At 39.0% G+C, this 17,489-nt stretch carries 17 protein-coding genes and 1 tRNA gene; 14 read left to right on the top strand and 4 right to left on the bottom strand.

Annotation, left to right across the window (positions count from 1 at the left end; all coding sequences use genetic code 11):
• Positions 1 to 59: 59 nt before the first annotated feature.
• From ACVAMZ_RS06315 to ACVAMZ_RS06290, 6 genes are all read left to right on the top strand, one after another.
• Positions 60 to 470, top strand: coding sequence for a GNAT family N-acetyltransferase (locus ACVAMZ_RS06315; RefSeq protein WP_461684357.1), 411 nt, complete (start codon positions 60 to 62; stop codon positions 468 to 470).
• 200 nt (positions 471 to 670) lie between these two features.
• Complete coding sequence (locus tag ACVAMZ_RS06310) at positions 671 to 880, top strand: helix-turn-helix transcriptional regulator (RefSeq protein WP_001107501.1); 210 nt, start codon at positions 671 to 673, stop codon at positions 878 to 880.
• Positions 870 to 1,358 carry a DUF6773 family protein gene (locus ACVAMZ_RS06305; RefSeq protein ID WP_461684356.1) on the top strand — a complete coding sequence of 163 codons (489 nt, stop codon included), beginning with the start codon at positions 870 to 872 and terminating at the stop codon, positions 1,356 to 1,358. The genes ACVAMZ_RS06310 and ACVAMZ_RS06305 overlap by 11 nt, the downstream gene beginning before the upstream one ends.
• Before the next feature lie 107 nt (positions 1,359 to 1,465).
• A complete protein-coding gene (locus ACVAMZ_RS06300) occupies positions 1,466 to 2,926 on the top strand; it encodes a nicotinate phosphoribosyltransferase (protein ID WP_414282838.1) in 1,461 nt (486 codons plus the stop codon).
• A complete protein-coding gene (nadE, locus tag ACVAMZ_RS06295; protein WP_461684355.1) occupies positions 2,923 to 3,747 on the top strand; it encodes an ammonia-dependent NAD(+) synthetase in 825 nt (274 codons plus the stop codon). The genes ACVAMZ_RS06300 and nadE overlap by 4 nt, the downstream gene beginning before the upstream one ends.
• A 301-nt stretch (positions 3,748 to 4,048) precedes the next feature.
• On the top strand, positions 4,049 to 4,591 hold the full coding sequence (locus ACVAMZ_RS06290; protein WP_461684354.1) for a GNAT family N-acetyltransferase: 543 nt from the start codon (positions 4,049 to 4,051) through the stop codon (positions 4,589 to 4,591).
• Positions 4,592 to 4,637: 46 nt separating this feature from the next.
• On the opposite strand, the gene ACVAMZ_RS06285 is transcribed toward ACVAMZ_RS06290, so the two are convergent.
• The 4 genes from ACVAMZ_RS06285 to ACVAMZ_RS06270 form a co-directional block, all read right to left on the bottom strand.
• Positions 4,638 to 5,720 carry a M24 family metallopeptidase gene (locus ACVAMZ_RS06285; RefSeq protein ID WP_461684353.1) on the bottom strand — a complete coding sequence of 361 codons (1,083 nt, stop codon included), beginning with the start codon at positions 5,718 to 5,720 and terminating at the stop codon, positions 4,638 to 4,640.
• Between the two features lie 115 nt (positions 5,721 to 5,835).
• A complete protein-coding gene (gene gatD / locus ACVAMZ_RS06280) occupies positions 5,836 to 6,618 on the bottom strand; it encodes a lipid II isoglutaminyl synthase subunit GatD (RefSeq protein ID WP_461684352.1) in 783 nt (260 codons plus the stop codon).
• Positions 6,618 to 7,961 carry a lipid II isoglutaminyl synthase subunit MurT gene (gene murT / locus ACVAMZ_RS06275; protein WP_461684351.1) on the bottom strand — a complete coding sequence of 448 codons (1,344 nt, stop codon included), beginning with the start codon at positions 7,959 to 7,961 and terminating at the stop codon, positions 6,618 to 6,620. The genes gatD and murT overlap by 1 nt, the downstream gene beginning before the upstream one ends.
• An 87-nt stretch (positions 7,962 to 8,048) precedes the next feature.
• Positions 8,049 to 9,365, bottom strand: coding sequence for an FAD-containing oxidoreductase (locus tag ACVAMZ_RS06270; RefSeq protein ID WP_414272505.1), 1,317 nt, complete (start codon positions 9,363 to 9,365; stop codon positions 8,049 to 8,051).
• Between the two features lie 338 nt (positions 9,366 to 9,703).
• Here ACVAMZ_RS06270 and ACVAMZ_RS06265 point away from each other — a divergent pair, with 338 nt between their 5' ends.
• The 8 genes from ACVAMZ_RS06265 (at position 9,704) to vex3 (ending at position 17,468) form a co-directional block, all read left to right on the top strand.
• Positions 9,704 to 11,278, top strand: a complete 1,575-nt coding sequence (locus ACVAMZ_RS06265; protein ID WP_461684350.1) for a DEAD/DEAH box helicase — start codon at positions 9,704 to 9,706, stop codon at positions 11,276 to 11,278.
• Between the two features lie 275 nt (positions 11,279 to 11,553).
• Positions 11,554 to 12,342 (top strand): GTP-sensing pleiotropic transcriptional regulator CodY, encoded by a 789-nt coding sequence (codY, locus tag ACVAMZ_RS06260; RefSeq protein ID WP_461684349.1) that lies wholly within the window; start codon positions 11,554 to 11,556, stop codon positions 12,340 to 12,342.
• The gene (locus tag ACVAMZ_RS06255) at positions 12,342 to 12,917 is read left to right on the top strand and encodes a cysteine hydrolase family protein (RefSeq protein ID WP_461684348.1); all 576 of its coding nucleotides are present in this window, start codon (positions 12,342 to 12,344) and stop codon (positions 12,915 to 12,917) included. The genes codY and ACVAMZ_RS06255 overlap by 1 nt, the downstream gene beginning before the upstream one ends.
• Before the next feature lie 77 nt (positions 12,918 to 12,994).
• Positions 12,995 to 13,080: transfer RNA gene (locus ACVAMZ_RS06250), tRNA-Leu, on the top strand.
• Positions 13,081 to 13,365: 285 nt separating this feature from the next.
• The gene (locus ACVAMZ_RS06245; RefSeq protein WP_461684347.1) at positions 13,366 to 13,977 is read left to right on the top strand and encodes a CPBP family intramembrane glutamic endopeptidase; all 612 of its coding nucleotides are present in this window, start codon (positions 13,366 to 13,368) and stop codon (positions 13,975 to 13,977) included.
• A gap of 125 nt (positions 13,978 to 14,102) precedes the next feature.
• The gene (locus ACVAMZ_RS06240; protein ID WP_461684346.1) at positions 14,103 to 15,380 is read left to right on the top strand and encodes an ABC transporter permease; all 1,278 of its coding nucleotides are present in this window, start codon (positions 14,103 to 14,105) and stop codon (positions 15,378 to 15,380) included.
• Positions 15,381 to 15,393: 13 nt separating this feature from the next.
• The gene (vex2, locus tag ACVAMZ_RS06235; RefSeq protein WP_461684345.1) at positions 15,394 to 16,041 is read left to right on the top strand and encodes an ABC transporter ATP-binding subunit Vex2; all 648 of its coding nucleotides are present in this window, start codon (positions 15,394 to 15,396) and stop codon (positions 16,039 to 16,041) included.
• Between the two features lie 47 nt (positions 16,042 to 16,088).
• Entirely contained in the window at positions 16,089 to 17,468 is a 1,380-nt protein-coding gene (gene vex3 / locus ACVAMZ_RS06230) for an ABC transporter permease subunit Vex3 (protein ID WP_461684344.1), read from the top strand.
• The last annotated feature ends 21 nt before the right edge of the window (positions 17,469 to 17,489 follow it).

Genomic DNA, 17,489 nt, shown 5'->3' with positions numbered 1-17,489 from the left:
TTGACAGCTCTTGGTAATAAGACTATAATCAAGCTATAAGTATCTTCGAGGAGGTTTGGATGCAGCTAAGATTGGAAAATACAGAGTCTCAGAAAGCACAGGAAATAGGGGGATTGATTCGGTCTTATAATCGTTCTAAAAGAGAAGCTGCTGAAAGTGAACCACTAAACCTTTATGTCGAAGATGAACAAGGTCAACTCATGGCTGGTTTAGTAGCAGAGACTTTTGGAAACTGGCTAGAAATCGAATATTTGTTTGTAAAAGAAGACATACGAGGACAAGGAATTGGCTCCCAACTATTGCAGCGAGCAGAAAGTGAAGCTAAGAAGAGAAATTGTCGCTTTGCTTTTGTCAATACGTATCAATTTCAAGCACCAGCCTTTTATCAAAAGCAGGGCTACAAGGAAGTTTTTACATTGAAGGATTATCCATACACTGGACAAAGACATTATTATCAAAAAGATTTATAAACGGAAAACAGAGAAGTGACGTTGTATATATTTTGAAAAAATTTGAATAAGCAGAAAACTCTCTATCATTTAGCTGATAGAGAGTTTTTGTTAAAAAAATCGCACAAAATGACAGATATATATTGCATAATGTAAAATATATGATATAATAAAGTTAAAAAAAGAAGCGCAACTTTTTAAAATCTAAAAGGAGGTAAGAAGTGGCTAAGAATTTAAAATTAAAACTCGCTCGAGTAGAGCTTGATATGACACAGGGTGACCTGGCAGAAGCTGTGGGTGTCACTAGGCAGACTATCGGCTTGATAGAAGCTGGAAAGTACAATCCCTCACTTTCGCTTTGCCAGTCTATTTGCAGATGTTTAGGGAAAACCCTAGACCAATTATTTTGGGAGGAAGAAGATGAAAAATAGATTTTTTTATTATCAATTACTAGACGAAAGAGAAGAACAACTGATGAATAAAGCTAGTGCAGAGAGTTTTTATATCTCTATCGGATTGTTGTTTCTAGCTTATTTCATAGCAGTGTTAGCACCAAGCCTTTTTAATCCAAGTATGCTTCTCGTTATTATTATCATAGGGACTTTTTACTTTTTCACCCGTGCTCGCAATCTCGGTGTGACCTACTATAGTCGTTTTCATTTTACAATTTTAGGATGTCTGTTATTAACTTTAGTGATTACAGCTACCTTGATGCTACAAAACTACCAGTTCAATATCGAAATTTACCAGCACAATCCTCTACATTTTAAATACATTTTTGCTTGGGTATTTACCTATATCTTTTATCTTCCTTGGGTATTTATTGGAAACTTAGGTTTGAAAAGTTATGGTGAATGGGCTCAGAAGAAGTATGAAAAAGATATGGATAAGCTCGAGAGCATGGAATAGCTTGTTATCTTTTTATCAATATAGAGAAAATGTGTTATAATAGTACTAATTTATGAGAAAAGAAGAAATATTTTCATCTTTTTACAAATAGGGAAGAAGGACAGTATATGTACCCAGATGACAGTTTAACTTTGCACACAGATTTGTATCAGATTAACATGATGCAAGTTTACTTCGACCAAGGCATTCATAACAAGAAAGCAGTTTTTGAAGTTTATTTCCGCCAACAACCTTTCAAAAACGGTTATGCTGTATTTGCAGGTTTGGAACGAATTGTGAACTACTTAGAAAACCTGCGCTTTTCTGAGAGCGATATTGCTTATTTAGAGTCACTGGGTTATCATGGCGCCTTCTTGGAATATCTCCGTAATCTCAAGATGGAATTGACTGTACGTTCTGCTCAGGAAGGAGACTTGGTATTTGCCAATGAACCGATTGTTCAAGTGGAGGGACCTTTGGCTCAGTGCCAATTAGTGGAAACAGCACTCTTGAACATCGTCAACTTTCAAACCTTGATTGCGACTAAGGCTGCTCGTATTCGTTCAGTCATTGAAGATGAGCCTTTGATGGAGTTCGGTACACGTCGTGCTCAAGAAATGGATGCAGCTATCTGGGGAACTCGTGCCGCTGTTATTGGTGGTGCCAATGGAACTAGTAATGTACGCGCAGGGAAGCTCTTTGGTATTCCGGTTTTAGGGACTCATGCCCATGCTTTAGTACAAGTTTATGGAAATGATTATCAGGCTTTCAAGGCTTATGCCTCAACGCACAAAAACTGTGTCTTTCTAGTAGATACATACGATACTCTTCGCATCGGTGTTCCAGCAGCGATTCAGGTTGCGCGTGAACTTGGTGACAAGATTAATTTCCTTGGTGTCCGCATTGACTCAGGAGATATTGCCTATATTTCTAAAAAGGTTCGTCAGCAACTGGACGAGGCAGGATTTACGGATGCTAAGATCTATGCATCCAATGATCTTGATGAAAATACCATTCTTAACCTCAAGATGCAAAAAGCTAAGATTGACGTCTGGGGTGTAGGTACTAAACTCATCACTGCTTATGACCAACCAGCACTTGGAGCAGTTTACAAAGTTGTTGCTATTGAAGACGAGAATGGTCATATGCGCAATACCATTAAACTTTCAAATAATGCAGAGAAAGTTTCAACACCAGGTAAGAAACAAGTTTGGCGCATCACCAGTCGTGAAAAAGGTAAGTCAGAAGGCGATTACATTACCTATGATGGTGTCGATGTTGCTAGCATGACTGAAATCAAGATGTTCCATCCAACCTATACTTACATCAAGAAGACTGTTCGTAATTTTGATGCTGTTCCTCTCTTGGTTGACATTTTCAAGGAAGGTAAGCTGGTCTATGATTTACCAAGTCTACCTGAAATTCAAGCCTATGCTCGTAAGGAATTTGATAAGCTCTGGGATGAATACAAACGCGTACTGAACCCACAACATTATCCTGTGGACTTGGCTCGTGACGTATGGCAAGACAAGATGGACTTGATTGATAAGATGCGTAAGGAAGCTCTAGGCGAAGGAGAAGAAGAATGAGTTTGCAAGAGACCATTATCCAGCAACTAGGTGTAAAACCAGTGATTGATGCCAAGGAAGAAATCCGTCGTTCGATTGACTTTTTAAAACGATATTTAAAGAAGCATCCCTTCTTAAAAACGTTTGTATTAGGCATTTCTGGAGGTCAAGACTCGACCTTAGCAGGACGTCTTGCCCAACTAGCTATGGAAGAAATGCGAGCAGAAACAGGCGATGATAGTTATAAATTTATCGCAGTTCGTTTGCCTTATGGAGTGCAAGCTGATGAAGCAGATGCTCAAAAAGCCCTAGCTTTTATCCAGCCAGATATCAGCCTGGTAGTGAATATCAAGGAATCTGCTGATGCTATGGCTGTAGCTGTTGAAGCAACAGGGAGTGCAGTTTCCGATTTTAATAAAGGAAATATCAAGGCTCGTAGCCGTATGATTGCCCAATATGCCCTTGCAGGTGCTCATAGCGGAGCTGTTATCGGGACAGACCATGCTGCGGAAAATATCACAGGTTTCTTTACTAAGTTTGGTGACGGTGGTGCAGATATTCTCCCACTTTATCGCCTCAATAAACGCCAAGGAAAACAACTTTTGAAAGAGCTTGGAGCTGATCCAGCCCTCTATGAAAAAGTTCCAACAGCAGATTTGGAAGAAGAAAAACCAGGCATTGCAGACGAAGTAGCCTTGGGAGTCACTTACAATGAAATTGATGATTACCTCGAAGGTAAACAAGTAAACCCAGAAGCTCAAGCAACCATTGAAAAATGGTGGTACAAAGGCCAACACAAACGCCACCTACCAATTACTGTGTTTGATACGTTTTGGGAGTGAGACAGAAATCGGTAACTCGAAGAGTTTGAGTTCGATTTCGTTGTCTCACCCCCGCAAGGCTGACTAGGCTTGAAAAAACTTGCTAAAGTGCATTTCAAGCCAGACAGCGACTGCGTCATGAAATTAGAGGGAACTGTTGTTTTCTCAATGTTTATGAGTATAGTGTTTTTACCCTGAGCATAGAAATGAGAAAGCGAAGAAGGTCCGGAGGCCCTTTTTCACTTTATAACTTGAAATAGGAGACTGAGATAGGTCAATGTAAGTTTGAAGCCATCCATAAAATAGAAAGAGAGTTACCATTATGAAAGCACTAGGTACACAAACTATTGAGACAGAACGTTTGATACTGAGGAGATTTGTAGAAGATGATGCTCAAGCAATGTTTGATAATTGGGCTTCATGCTCAGAAAATCTAACCTATGTGACTTGGGATCCTCATCCAAATGTTTATTTTACAAAGAACTCAATTAGAACTTGGGTAGCATCCTATGACAATCCTAACTATTACAAATGGGCCATTTGTCTCAAAGAAAATCCAGACTATGTCATTGGAGATATTAGTCTGGTCAGTATGGATGAAGAAAAATCTAGCTGTGAAATTGGCTATATCTTAGGGATGGACTATTGGGGACGAGGAATCATGACAGAAGCCTTGAAGGCTATTTTATCATACTGTCTAGATGAGATTGGATTTGAAGAGGTTAATGCTTGCTATGCAAGTTTAAATCCAGCTTCTGGACGTGTCATGGAAAAGGCTGGCATGACTTTTTGGAAGACTATTCCAAATGAAGTTGAACAAAAACGTTATATAGCTGATAAGATTTATTATCAAGTCAAAAAATAAGATGGAAAAGCGAGACTTTTCCATCTTATTTTTTGTAATATATTTTTTAATTAAAATAAAGTAAATCTTTGCTGGTACTTGTAAAGAGATCAAAGCCATTTTTGGTTACAACACCACAGTCTTCGATACGAACTCCGACTTTACTAGGGATGTAGATACCAGGTTCAACTGAGAAGCACATACCTTCTTCGATAACCATGTCGTTTCCTTCCATGATTGAAGGGAATTCGTGTACATCCATACCAATACCATGACCGAGACGGTGGTTGAAGTACTCACCGTAGCCAGCTTTTTCGATTACTTCACGAGCTGCGCGGTCTACTTCATGAGCTGTCACACCAGGTTTGATAAAGTCAAGGGCAGCTTGTTGGGCTTCAAGAGTCAAGTTGTAAATATCCTTCTTGAATTGGTCTGGTTTACCAACAGCGACTGTACGAGTCATATCTGATGCATAACCATTCACCATCACACCGAGGTCAAAGAGGAGAAGGGCGTTATTTTCAACCTTGTTGGCTCCAGGAATACCATGCGGATTTGCGGCGTTATCACCTGTCAAAACCATAGTATCAAAACTCATTTCATAGCCTTCGCGTTTCATGGCAAAATCAATCTGTGCAATGATATCCGTTTCAGTATTATCAAGAGAGATATTGTCAAAACCAACTTTGACAGACTTGTCAGCATAGATACCTGCAACCATCATCTTTTGCACTTCGTCAGCTGATTTGATCAAGCGCATGCGTTGGATTAATGGAGTTAAGTTCTCAAACTCAGCAGTTTCAAAGACAGATTTCAAACCGTGGTATTTAGTTAAGATGAGATTATCAAACTCAACTGCGACACGTTTGAAATCAAGTTGTGGCAAGGCATTTTGGATTTTTTTCCAAGGGTTTTCAGAGTCCACGTAGCCAACTACTGGGAAAGAGACAGTGCTAGTTGCACGTTCAACCTCAAGTGCTGGAACAAAGAGAAGTGGTTCCTGATCTGCAAGAACAAAAAGGAACATTTGACGTTCGTGTGGATCACTGTAAAAACCAGTGAGATAATTGATAGTGACGGGGTCAGATACGACAGCGACGTCTAGTTTTTCTGTTTCAAGATATGTTAGGATTTGTTGTAATTTAGACATAAGCTACCTTCTTTCTACCCCTCTATTTTGGCAAAAAATAGGAGAAAAAGCAAGGGAGAAGGAGAAAAGAATACAAAAAAATTCCAAGAAAGCTAGGCTCCTTGGAATTAGAATTTTAAGTAAAGTCAGCCTTGCTCTTAACATCGCCGTATTCTTCAGCAACTTCTTGGCTAAGGATATCCTCATAAGCTGGAAAGACGATGTCCTGACCATATTTTTTCTTAAGAGCAGTAGTGACCAAGCGATAGGCTAGGTTGGCGTTACGAGATAAGATAGGCCCGTGGAAATAAGAACCAAAGACATTTTTATAGTGAACACCTTCTCCGACCTTTTCTTCGTTGTTGCCATTTCCATAGACAACCTGCCCCAATGGTTTTTGGTCATCGGAAAGGAAGGTACGGCCTTGGTGGTTTTCAAAACCATAGTAGGTTTCATCGAATTCTTCATTATGAATTTTGATGTCACCAATAAAGCGATTATTGGTTTGGTTGAGTGTGTAGTGTCCCATAACACCCAATCCTTCGATACGTTTGCCAGAAGCTTCAATATAGTATTGGCCTAATAGTTGGAAGCCACCACAGATAGCAAGAACGACACCATCATTTTGGATAAAGTTATCGATGTTTTCTTTTTTAGCAGGCAAATCACCAGCAATGATACTTTGTTCAAAGTCTTGGCCACCACCGAAAAAGGCGATATCGTAATGATTTTCATCAAAATCATCATGAAGTGAAACGATGTCAACTGTTACATGGGCCCCAAGTTTTTCAGCTACGTACTTGAGCATGAGGATATTCCCATTATCTCCGTAGGTATTCATGAGGTTACCATAGAGGTGGGCGATATTTAGCTGGTAAGGATAGTTACCGTCTTTTGAGGAAAGTGAAGTATAAACCATTAGTTCATCTCCTTTCTAACAAGTTGACGATTGGCTAGTAGTTCTCGAAATTCCAGCATGGCCGTATAAGTTGCAAGGATATAAGCATGTTTGCAGTCTTGGGCTTCAATCGTTTTAAGAACTTGTTCCAGACTGCTTGTTTCAGTTATTTTATCAGCTGGATAACCAGTTACTCGAAGACGACGAGCAATTTCAGAATGACGAACGCCACCAGCGTTGATTTCTGGAATATCCATCTCAGTAATTTGTTCAAAATCAGCATCCCAAATCCAGCTGGTATCAATCCCGTCTGCATAATTCGCATTGAGGAGAACAGATAGACTAAATGGATAAGGAGCAAGTTTAATCATTTCAATGGCTTGGGTAGCACCGACAGGATTTTTGATGAGAATTAGTGTGCATTCCTTGTCACCGATATGGAAGGTTTCTTGGCGTCCAAAAACTGCACGACTCTTGTCAAATCCTTGTTTGATCAGTTGAGAATCAGCTCCAAGGTAACGAGCAATAGCGACTGCTGCGAGAGCATTGTAGATATTATAAAGCCCACCGATTTGGATACCGTATTCTTGGCCGTCAATAACAAAGCGGGAACGATTGTTGGTCAATTCCACCAATTCTGTCAGACGGTAGTCCAAATTAGGGCGTTTACATCCACAATTTTCACAGATATAAGCTCCCAAGTTGGCATAAGTATTAAGCTCATATTTCAAAATACTTTGACAGTCTGGGCAGAGAATACCTTCAGTATTGTAGTGAGCTAGTTTGGCAGGTCCTTTCTCCATATCAAAGCCAAAATACTGAACAGGATTTGGAATTGAAGGCTTGTAGAAAAGTGGACTGTCACCGTTAAGGAGGACAGTAGCAGTAGGAACTTTTCGAATAGCGTCCAAAATCATGTTGTAGGTCGTATAAATCTCACCGTAGCGGTCCATCTGATCGCGGAAGATATTGGTGATGACGAAAAGACTAGGCTGGATGTAGTCACAGATACGTGAGAGACTAGCTTCGTCGATTTCAAGCACTGCAATATTTTTTCCCGTTTTTGAAGATTTTGAAGTCAAGAAGGTAGTTGTAATCCCTGTGATCATGTTGGCACCACTTGGATTGGTCAGAACTTGACCATAAATTTCCTTCAGGATACCGACAGTGAGAGCGGTTGTCAAGGTTTTCCCATTGGTACCAGTTACCACTACAATTTCGTAGTTCTTTGCTAAATGTTGTAGAATATCTTTATCAAATTGAAGGGCGAGTTTTCCAGGCAGCGTACTTCCACGGCCAAGACGGCTCAAAATAAAGTGAGAAGAACGCCCAGTAAGAAGGCCCAAAGTAGTTTTTAATTTCATGTTTCTATTATATCATAAAAGCTAGAAAAGATAGGTTTGAGATTTCAGTGAAGAAAAAACAGCCCTATATCGGACTGCTTTCTAAAATTAAATCGCAAACAAATCGTTTAGGTTCTCAGCCATAGTTGGGTGAGTAAAGATTTGTTTAGCCAAATCTGTGTATGGGATATGATGGTTCATAGCAAGAGTAATCAAATTGATAATTTCATGAGATTCTTGACCAAAGAGGGTCACACCCAAGATTTCCTTAGTTTCAGGGTTTACCACAGCTTTGAAGGCACCACGCAAATCGCCATTAACATGACCACGAGGCATGCCAGCAACTGGAAGTTCCTTGACAGCAACTGGTCCACCTGCTGCTCTGGCTTGGTCTTCAGTAAGACCAACTTGTGCCAAAGGTGGGTTGAGGAACATAGCGGTTGGAACAGCTCCACGTGTTTCAAGATTATAGCTACCATCCCCTGTCAAGTAATTAAAGACAATACGGAAATCATCTAATGAAATATAAGTGAATTGAAGACCACCATTGACATCACCCACTGCAAAGACACCTGGAACGCTTGTTTCCAAATGCTTATTAACCTGGATACCGCCACGTTCAGTCAAGGCAATATCAGTGTTTTCCAAGTGAAGAGGTTCAATATTAGGCTTGCGTCCTGTTGCATAAAGGAGCGCATCAAAACGGAAGTCTCCTTTATCAGTAACAACGACAACTTCATCGCCGTCATTCTTAACTTCAGATGTTTTAACACCTTGCTCAAAGACAATGCCGTCCTCTTCCATGTATTCCTTAGCCAACTTAGCAATAGATGGCTCCACACGTGGCAAGAAGCTAGTCGCTGCATCCAAGACAGTCACTTGGCTACCCAAACGGTTATAAAGGCCAGCAAATTCAAGACCGATATTACCACCACCAAGAATTCCAAGTTTTTCTGGCAATTTGTCCAAGTTTTGGATGCCTGTTGAGTCAAAGACGTTCTTACTTGTAGCAAGACCTGGGATTGGTAATACATTTGAAACAGCACCAGTGTTGATGACGATAGTCTCAGCTGTAAGCTCTTGGCGGTCATCACCAGCTACTACTTCGATGACCTTATTTGACACGAAATGTGCCTCTGCATCAATGACATCAACGCCATTGTCTGCCAACATTTTATAATTCTTAGCATTAAGACGACCAGTCACCGCACCACGCTCTTTCATGGTATCGTCAAATGACCAGCCTTTCTCAGCCGCAACAATCATAGTCTTGGTTGGGATACACGCAATATTAATGCAAGTACCACCATACATCGCTTTACTGCGCTCGATGACAGCAACTTTCTTACCAGCCGCATTCATCTTAGCAGCCAATGTTTTACCGGCCTTACCAAATCCAATAACAATTAAATCGTATGTTAACATTTTTAAATCCTCCTGTTTGTTTTCATTCTAACACAAGAAAAAATTTTTTTCACAATTCTGCTACGGAAAAAAATATTGGACTAAATTAGTTTCACGAAGCTTTTGAGAATCAAGTTCAAAAATTAGAAAAATCGTTTACATGATTTAATCAAGTGGTTAGACTATCTTTTGGCCCTCTCTTGTGTTATACTAGATAAGTTGCAAAGAAAGCAGTACTTTTCTTTAGTGGAAAAGAAGCAACACGGTCTTTCATAAAAACTGAAAGTACGTCATGACAAGAAAAGTATAAACTAAGCGCTATAGGATGGCTTCGCACCATCTTTAGAAAGAAGAATAACGTGAAATTTAATGAATTTAATCTTTCTGCTGATTTGTTAGCAGAAATTGAAAAAGCAGGATTTGTAGAAGCAAGTCCTATCCAAGAGCAAACTATTCCTTTGGCTCTTGAGGGAAAAGATGTTATCGGTCAAGCACAGACTGGTACAGGGAAAACTGCAGCCTTTGGCTTGCCAACTCTTGAAAAAATTCGTACAGAAGAAGCAACTATCCAAGCTTTAGTAATTGCCCCAACTCGTGAACTGGCTGTTCAAAGTCAGGAAGAACTCTTCCGCTTTGGCCGTAGTAAAGGTGTGAAAGTCCGTTCAGTATACGGTGGTTCAAGTATTGAAAAACAAATCAAGGCTCTTAAATCAGGTGCTCACATCGTTGTAGGAACACCGGGACGTTTACTTGACTTGATTAAACGCAAGGCTTTGAAATTACATGATATTGAAACCTTGATTTTAGATGAAGCAGATGAAATGCTGAACATGGGATTCCTTGAAGATATTGAAGATATCATCTCTCGTGTACCGGAAAATCGTCAAACCTTGCTTTTTTCAGCGACTATGCCAGATGCTATCAAACGTATTGGTGTTCAGTTCATGAAAGAACCTGAGCATGTGAAGATTGCTGCAAAAGAATTAACTACAGAATTAGTAGACCAGTACTATATCCGTGTTAAAGAACAAGAAAAATTCGACACCATGACTCGTCTTATGGATGTTGATCAACCTGAGTTGTCTATTGTCTTCGGTCGTACCAAACGTCGTGTGGATGAGTTGACTCGTGGTCTGAAAATCCGTGGTTTCCGAGCAGAAGGGATTCATGGAGATCTGGATCAAAACAAACGTCTTCGTGTCCTCCGTGATTTCAAAAACGGTAACCTCGATGTCCTCGTTGCAACAGACGTTGCAGCTCGTGGTTTAGATATTTCTGGTGTGACTCATGTTTACAACTATGATATTCCACAAGATCCTGAGAGCTATGTACACCGTATCGGTCGTACAGGTCGTGCAGGTAAGTCAGGTCAATCCATTACTTTCGTAGCACCAAATGAGATGGGTTATCTCCAAATCATTGAGAACTTGACTAAGAAACGTATGAAAGGTCTCAAACCTGCAAGTGCAGAAGAAGCCTTCCAAGCTAAGAAGCAAGTAGCTCTTAAGAAAATTGAACGTGATTTTGCGAATGAGGAGATTCGTAGCAACTTTGAGAAGTTTGGCAAGGATGCTCGTGAATTGGCCTCAGAATTCAGCCCAGAAGAATTGGCCATGTATATCCTCAGCTTAACTGTTCAAGACCCAGATAGTCTTCCTGAGGTTGAGATTGCACGTGAAAAACCTTTACCATTTAAACCATCTGGTGGTGGCTTCGGTGGCAAAGGCAAGAGTGGTCGAGGAGGCCGTCGTGGAGATGACCGTCGAGACCGTGATCGCCGTGGCAATGGACGTCGTGATGACTATCGTAAAGGTGGACGTTCAAAGGATCGCTTTGATAAAGAGAAGCGTTACCGCAAGGACACTAAAAAACCACGCAATACTTCAAGCGAGAAGAAAACAGGCTTTGTTATTCGTAACAAAGGAGATAAATAACAAAAAAAGCGGTTCACTGAGGTGGATCGCTTTTATATATATAAGGAGACCGAGAGTCATATGAAAAGTAATACGAGAAGTTTGTATTTATAAATTTGTTATCTTGTAATATTATCTTATCAAAAAAATAAAATACTGTCAATAAGAAAATAATAAAAAAATAGGAAAAATTTTCGAATACACTTGAATTGCAATTCAATAAACAATTTTCAGATAATTGTTGAAAAAGTCAGAATTTTATGATATAATGAAAGCGATTATATGCGAGGTAAAAAATGGCACATTTATTAGAAAAAACAAGAAAAATTACATCAATCCTAAAGCGTTCTGAGGAGAAATTACAAGATGATCTTCCCTATAACGCAATCACGCGTCAATTGGCAGATATCATTGATTGCAACGCCTGCATTTTGAATAGTAAAGGACGCCTCTTGGGATACTTTATGCGCTACAAGACCAATAATGACCGTGTAGAGCAATTTTTCCAATCAAAAATTTTCCCTGATGAATATATTCAAGCAGCAAACATGATTTATGATACGGAGTATAACCTTCCAGTTGAACATGATTTGACTATTTTTCCGACTGAAAGTCGTTCAGATTTTCCAGATGGTTTGACAACAATTGCTCCAATCCATGTCTCTGGTATTCGCTTGGGTTCTTTGATTATTTGGCGTAATGATAAAAAGTTTGAAGAAGATGATTTGATTCTTGTTGAGATTGCCAGTACAGTAGTAGGAATTCAACTCTTGAACTTCCAACGCGAGGAAGATGAGAAAAATATTCGTCGTCGTACAGCAGTAACCATGGCAGTTAATACCCTTTCTTATTCTGAATTGCGAGCAGTATCAGCTATTTTAGGAGAACTAAATGGTAATGAAGGTCAATTGACAGCTTCTATCATTGCAGATCGTATCGGTATTACACGTTCGGTGATTGTCAATGCTCTGCGTAAACTCGAATCAGCAGGGATTATTGAAAGTCGTTCTCTTGGTATGAAAGGAACTTATCTCAAAGTTCTAATCCCAGATATTTTTGAAGAAGTGAAAAAGAGGGACTATTAATGGCTAAGGCTTTAATTTCTATTGACTATACAGAAGATTTTGTAGCGGATCATGGGAAACTGACTGCGGGTGCTCCAGCTCAAGCAATATCTGATGATATATATGGGGTGACTAAAAAGGCTTTTGAACGTGGAGATTATATCTTTTTTACAATCGATGCCCATGAAGAAAATGATGTTTTTCATCCTGAAAGTAAACTCTTCCCGCCACATAACATTATTGGGACTAGTGGACGAAATTTGTATGGCAAGTTAGCCGACTTCTATCAGGAACATGCTGATGATAGTCGTGTTTTCTGGATGGACAAGCGTCACTATTCAGCATTTTCTGGGACAGATTTGGATATCCGTCTCAGAGAGCGTAAAGTGGATACTGTCATTTTGACGGGAGTTCTTACAGATATTTGTGTCTTGCATACAGCCATTGATGCTTATAATCTTGGTTATCAGATAGAAGTTGTGAAACCGGCAGTAGCATCCATTTGGCCTGAGAATCATGCCTTTGCACTTGGACATTTTAAGAATACACTTGGTGCGAAATTGGTTGATGAAAATTTGCTTGAAATTACAGAATAATACATTTCAAGATGAAAAAATCTGAAAAAAGTCTTGACAATTTTTTTCAAAGTTGATATACTAGTAAAGTAATCGACGCGGGGATGGCGGAATTGGCAGACGCGCAGGACTAAGGATCCTGTGACCGCTTTAGGTCGTGAGGGTTCAAGTCCCTCTCTCCGCATAGTAGATGAGCTAGCTTTGGCTAGCTTTTTATTTTTTTGAAAGATGTATATTGAAAAACATACAGGATAGTTTTTTTGTATGTTTTTTGTTTTCTTTTAAAAAGTGTTACAATATAGATAGAAAAGAAGGAAAAGAAATCAGTATTAAAAAAATAGAGAGAGTAGTGTAGAAAAGTTTAATCTATCCTATTTTATAATAGTTATTATTGGGAAAGATTTCATGGTTAAAGACTTGTATTCCCTGATTTAAAATAGGTATTTCAAAAATGTAAAGGAGGATTACGATGGTTAATGAACTTCAACGAATATTGAGCGCATTTATTCAAATTCTCTTTATTATTTTACTACCTTATATCTGGTGGTTTCTGACTGCGAGGGGGAAAGTCCCATTTATGGAATGGATTGGTTTAAAAGCTATTAAAAAGGTTGAAGATTCTTATCTTATCGCATGGATAATTGGTGGCTTTCTCCTGTTTACAATTTTTTCTATGTTTATCTTTCCTCTAACACGTAGTATAGAAACGGCTACTTCGGCATTTTCCGATATGGGTCTTAAAGCTTTGCCAAGTATACTAATTTATAGTTTTTTACAGACTTCTTTGCCTGAGGAACTTTTATTCAGAGGGTTTTTATTAAAACGATTAGTTAATCATATGCCATTTTTCTTTGCAAATACGATACAGGCTATCGCTTTTGGTTTGCTTCATGGAATATTATTTGTCTCACTCGTATCTATAGAAATTACTCTTTTTATTACCTTGTTTACAGGAGTAATCGCTGCTTATTTAGGCTTTGTCAATGAGAAAAAAGCTGGAGGGTCCATTTTAACAAGTTGGATCATACATGCACTAGCTAACATCCTGTCTGGTTTAGTTGCTGCATTTTCTCTGTTTTAATCTGGGGGATTTATAAATATAAAGTCAGTAGAAATACTGGCTTATTTTATTTCAAAAATTTTTCTTATTTCATAAACATTTCATATTTGAATATTATAATGGATTTACAAATATGGAGGTGCTATATGAATCCCACTCAAAGAGCTTGGGCTTACGTCAGCAGAAAACGACTGAGAAGTCTCATATTATTCTTGATTCTATTTGTTTTATTGGCAGGAATATCAGCTTGTTTGACGCTTATGAAGTCCAACAAAACAGTAGAAAATAATCTCTATCGCTCACTGAATACATCTTTTTCGATTAAAAGAATCGAAGCAGATCAGACTTTTCAACTGTCTCAACTAGATAACCTTAAAAAGATAAAGGGCCTTGAGAAGATTTCACCTGAGCTAGAAACAATAGCCAAGTTAACTGACAAAGAAGTCGTTACTGGAGAACAAAGTATCCAAAGGGATGATTTGACAGAGGCTGAAAAAAATCTTATCAGTTTGATTGCTTTAGAAGATTCTTCTAAGGATGTCTCCTTTACAAGCTCTGCCTTTACTCTTAAAGAAGGAAGACATATCCAAAAAGGGGATCGAAAAAAAATCTTAATCCACGAAGATTTAGCCAAGAAAAACAATCTAAAAGTAGGAGAGAAGATTAGCTTAAATCCTGCTCAAGTAGAAGGAAATAGTGGACAAACACTAGATTATGAAATCGTAGGTGTTTTCTCAGGTCAGAAGCAAGAGAAATTTACCGGTCTATCATCAGACTTTAGTGAAAATACAGTTTATACAGACTACGAAAGTAGCCAAAATTTACTTGGCAACAAGGAAGCTCAAGTTACTGCAGCCCGTTTCTATCTTGAAAATCCAAAAGATATGGATGGTATCATTCAAGAGGTTGAAAAGTTATCCCTGGAAAACCAAGGCTTCCAAGTTGAAAAGGAAAATAAGGCCTTTGAACAAATCAAGGATTCAGTTTCGACCTTCCAAACCTTCCTACAAATTTTCCTCTATGGCATTATGATTGCTGGGGTAGGAGCGCTGGTATTGGTCTTGTCCCTTTGGTTACGAGAGCGAGTCTACGAGGTTGGTATTTTATTGGCACTAGGTAAGGGAAAAAGAGAAATCTTTAGCCAATTCTGCGTGGAAGTCATCCTAGTTTCATTGGCATCTATTTTGCCGGCATTTGTAGCTGGAAATGCCATTACTTCCTATCTCTTGAAGACTGTACTAGCAAGCGGTGACCAAGCTGCACTACAAGATACTCTGGCAAAGGCAACGAATCTTACAACAAGTCTTCTATCATTTGGAGAATCTTATATTTTCCTACTTATAATTAGCTGCTTGTCAGTTGCACTTTGTTTCCTATTTTTATTTAGAAAATCACCTAAGGAAATTTTATCATCTATTAGTTAATGAAGGAGAAATCATGACTTTACTACAATTACAAGATCTTACTTATCGTTACAAGAACACTGCAGAAGCAGTATTATATAAAATCAATTACGATTTTGAACCTGGAAAATTCTATAGCATCATTGGAGAATCAGGAGCAGGGAAATCTACCCTCTTATCACTATTAGCAGGACTTGATAGCCCAGTAGAAGGTGCTATTAAGCTTGAGGGTAAGGACATTCGTGAACAAGGTTATTCTTATCACCGTATGCACCATATCTCACTAGTTTTCCAAAACTATAACTTGATTGATTATCTTTCTCCATTAGAAAATATCCGCTTAGTTAATAAGAAGGCTAGTAAGGATACCCTTCTTGAACTTGGTTTAGATGAAAGTCAAATCAAGCGGAATGTTCTCCAATTATCAGGAGGGCAGCAACAACGGGTTGCCATTGCTCGTAGTCTTGTATCTGAGGCGCCAGTGATTCTAGCAGATGAACCAACAGGAAACCTAGATCCTAAGACTGCTGGAGATATTATTGACCTTCTCAAATCTCTTGCTGAGAAAACAGGCAAGTGTGTGATCGTTGTGACCCACAGTAAGGAAGTAGCACAGGCGTCAGATATTACACTGGAATTGAAGGATAAGAAACTGACTGAAATAAGAACAAACAGTAACTAAATCTTTTAAACATATTAAAAACTGAAGTAAATCTAGAAAGGAATCTTATGTTACACAACGCATTTGCCTATGTCACAAGAAAATTTTTTAAGTCGCTTGTGATCTTTCTCATCATTCTCTTGATGGCTAGTTTGAGTTTGGTCGGCTTGTCTATCAAGGGTGCGACAGCCAAGGCTTCTCAGGAAACCTTTAAAAATATCACCAATAGTTTCTCCATGCAAATCAACCGCAGGGTTAATCAAGGAACTCCACGTGGTGCGGGGAATATCAAGGGTGAAGATATTAAAAAAATTACTGAGAATAAGGCCATTGAATCCTACATCAAACGGATTAATGCTATCGGTGATTTGACAGGCTATGAACTGATTGAAACGCCTGAAACCAAGAAAAATCTAACGCCAGATCGAGCTCAACGTTTTGGAAGTAGCTTGATGATAACAGGAGTCAATGACTCTTCTAAAGAAGACAAGTTTGTGTCAGGCTCTTACAAACTGGTCGAAGGTGAGCATTTAACAAACGATGACAAATACCAAATTCTCATGCACAAAGACTTGGCTGCTAAACATGGCTGGAAAGTTGGCGACAAGGTCAAACTGAACTCCAATATCTACGATGCAGATAATGAAAAAGGAGCAAAGGAAACAGTAGAAGTAACGATCAAAGGACTTTTTGATGGACACAACAAATCTGCTGTGACCTACTCACAAGAACTCTATGAGAATACAGCTATCACAGATATTCACACAGCAGCCCAACTCTATGGTTATACAGAAGATACAGCTATTTATGGAGATGCTACCTTCTTTGTAGCTGGAGATAAGAACCTAGATAGTGTCATGCAAGAAATAGGGTCTATCAACGGCATCAACTGGAAGATGTATAGCTTGATTAAGAGCTCATCTAACTATCCTGCCCTTGAACAATCTATCTCAGGCATGTACAAGATGGCTAATCTTCTCTTCTGGGGTAGCTTGAGCTTCTCTGTTCTTCTACTCGCTCTCTTACTGACACTATGGATTAACGCCCGTCGTAAAGAGGTTGGAATTCTCCTTTCAATTGGTCTAAAACAAGCAAGTATTCTAGGACAATTTATCACAGAAGCAGTTATGATTGCAATTCCAGCACTAATTTCAGCCTACTTCCTAGCTAATTATACAGCTCGTGCTATTGGAAATACAGTTCTTGCAAATGTCACATCAGATGTGGCTAAGCAAGCTAGTAAGGCAGCCCAAGCTTCCAATCTTGGTGGTGGTGCAGAAGTTGACGGCTTTAGCAAGACTCTTTCAAGTTTGGATATTTCTATTCAACCTTCAGACTTTGCCATTATCTTTGTACTTGGTTTGGTATTGGTAGTATTAGTTATGGCACTTGCTTCAAGCAATCTCCTCTTTAAACAACCAAAAGAACTCTTGTTGGATAGTGAATAAAAAACATGCTACCTATTCTCA

Source organism: Streptococcus sp. KHUD_017, assembly GCF_054861245.1.
Note: the sequence above shows the minus strand (reverse complement) of the source record. Positions and strands in the feature narration are given on the sequence as shown.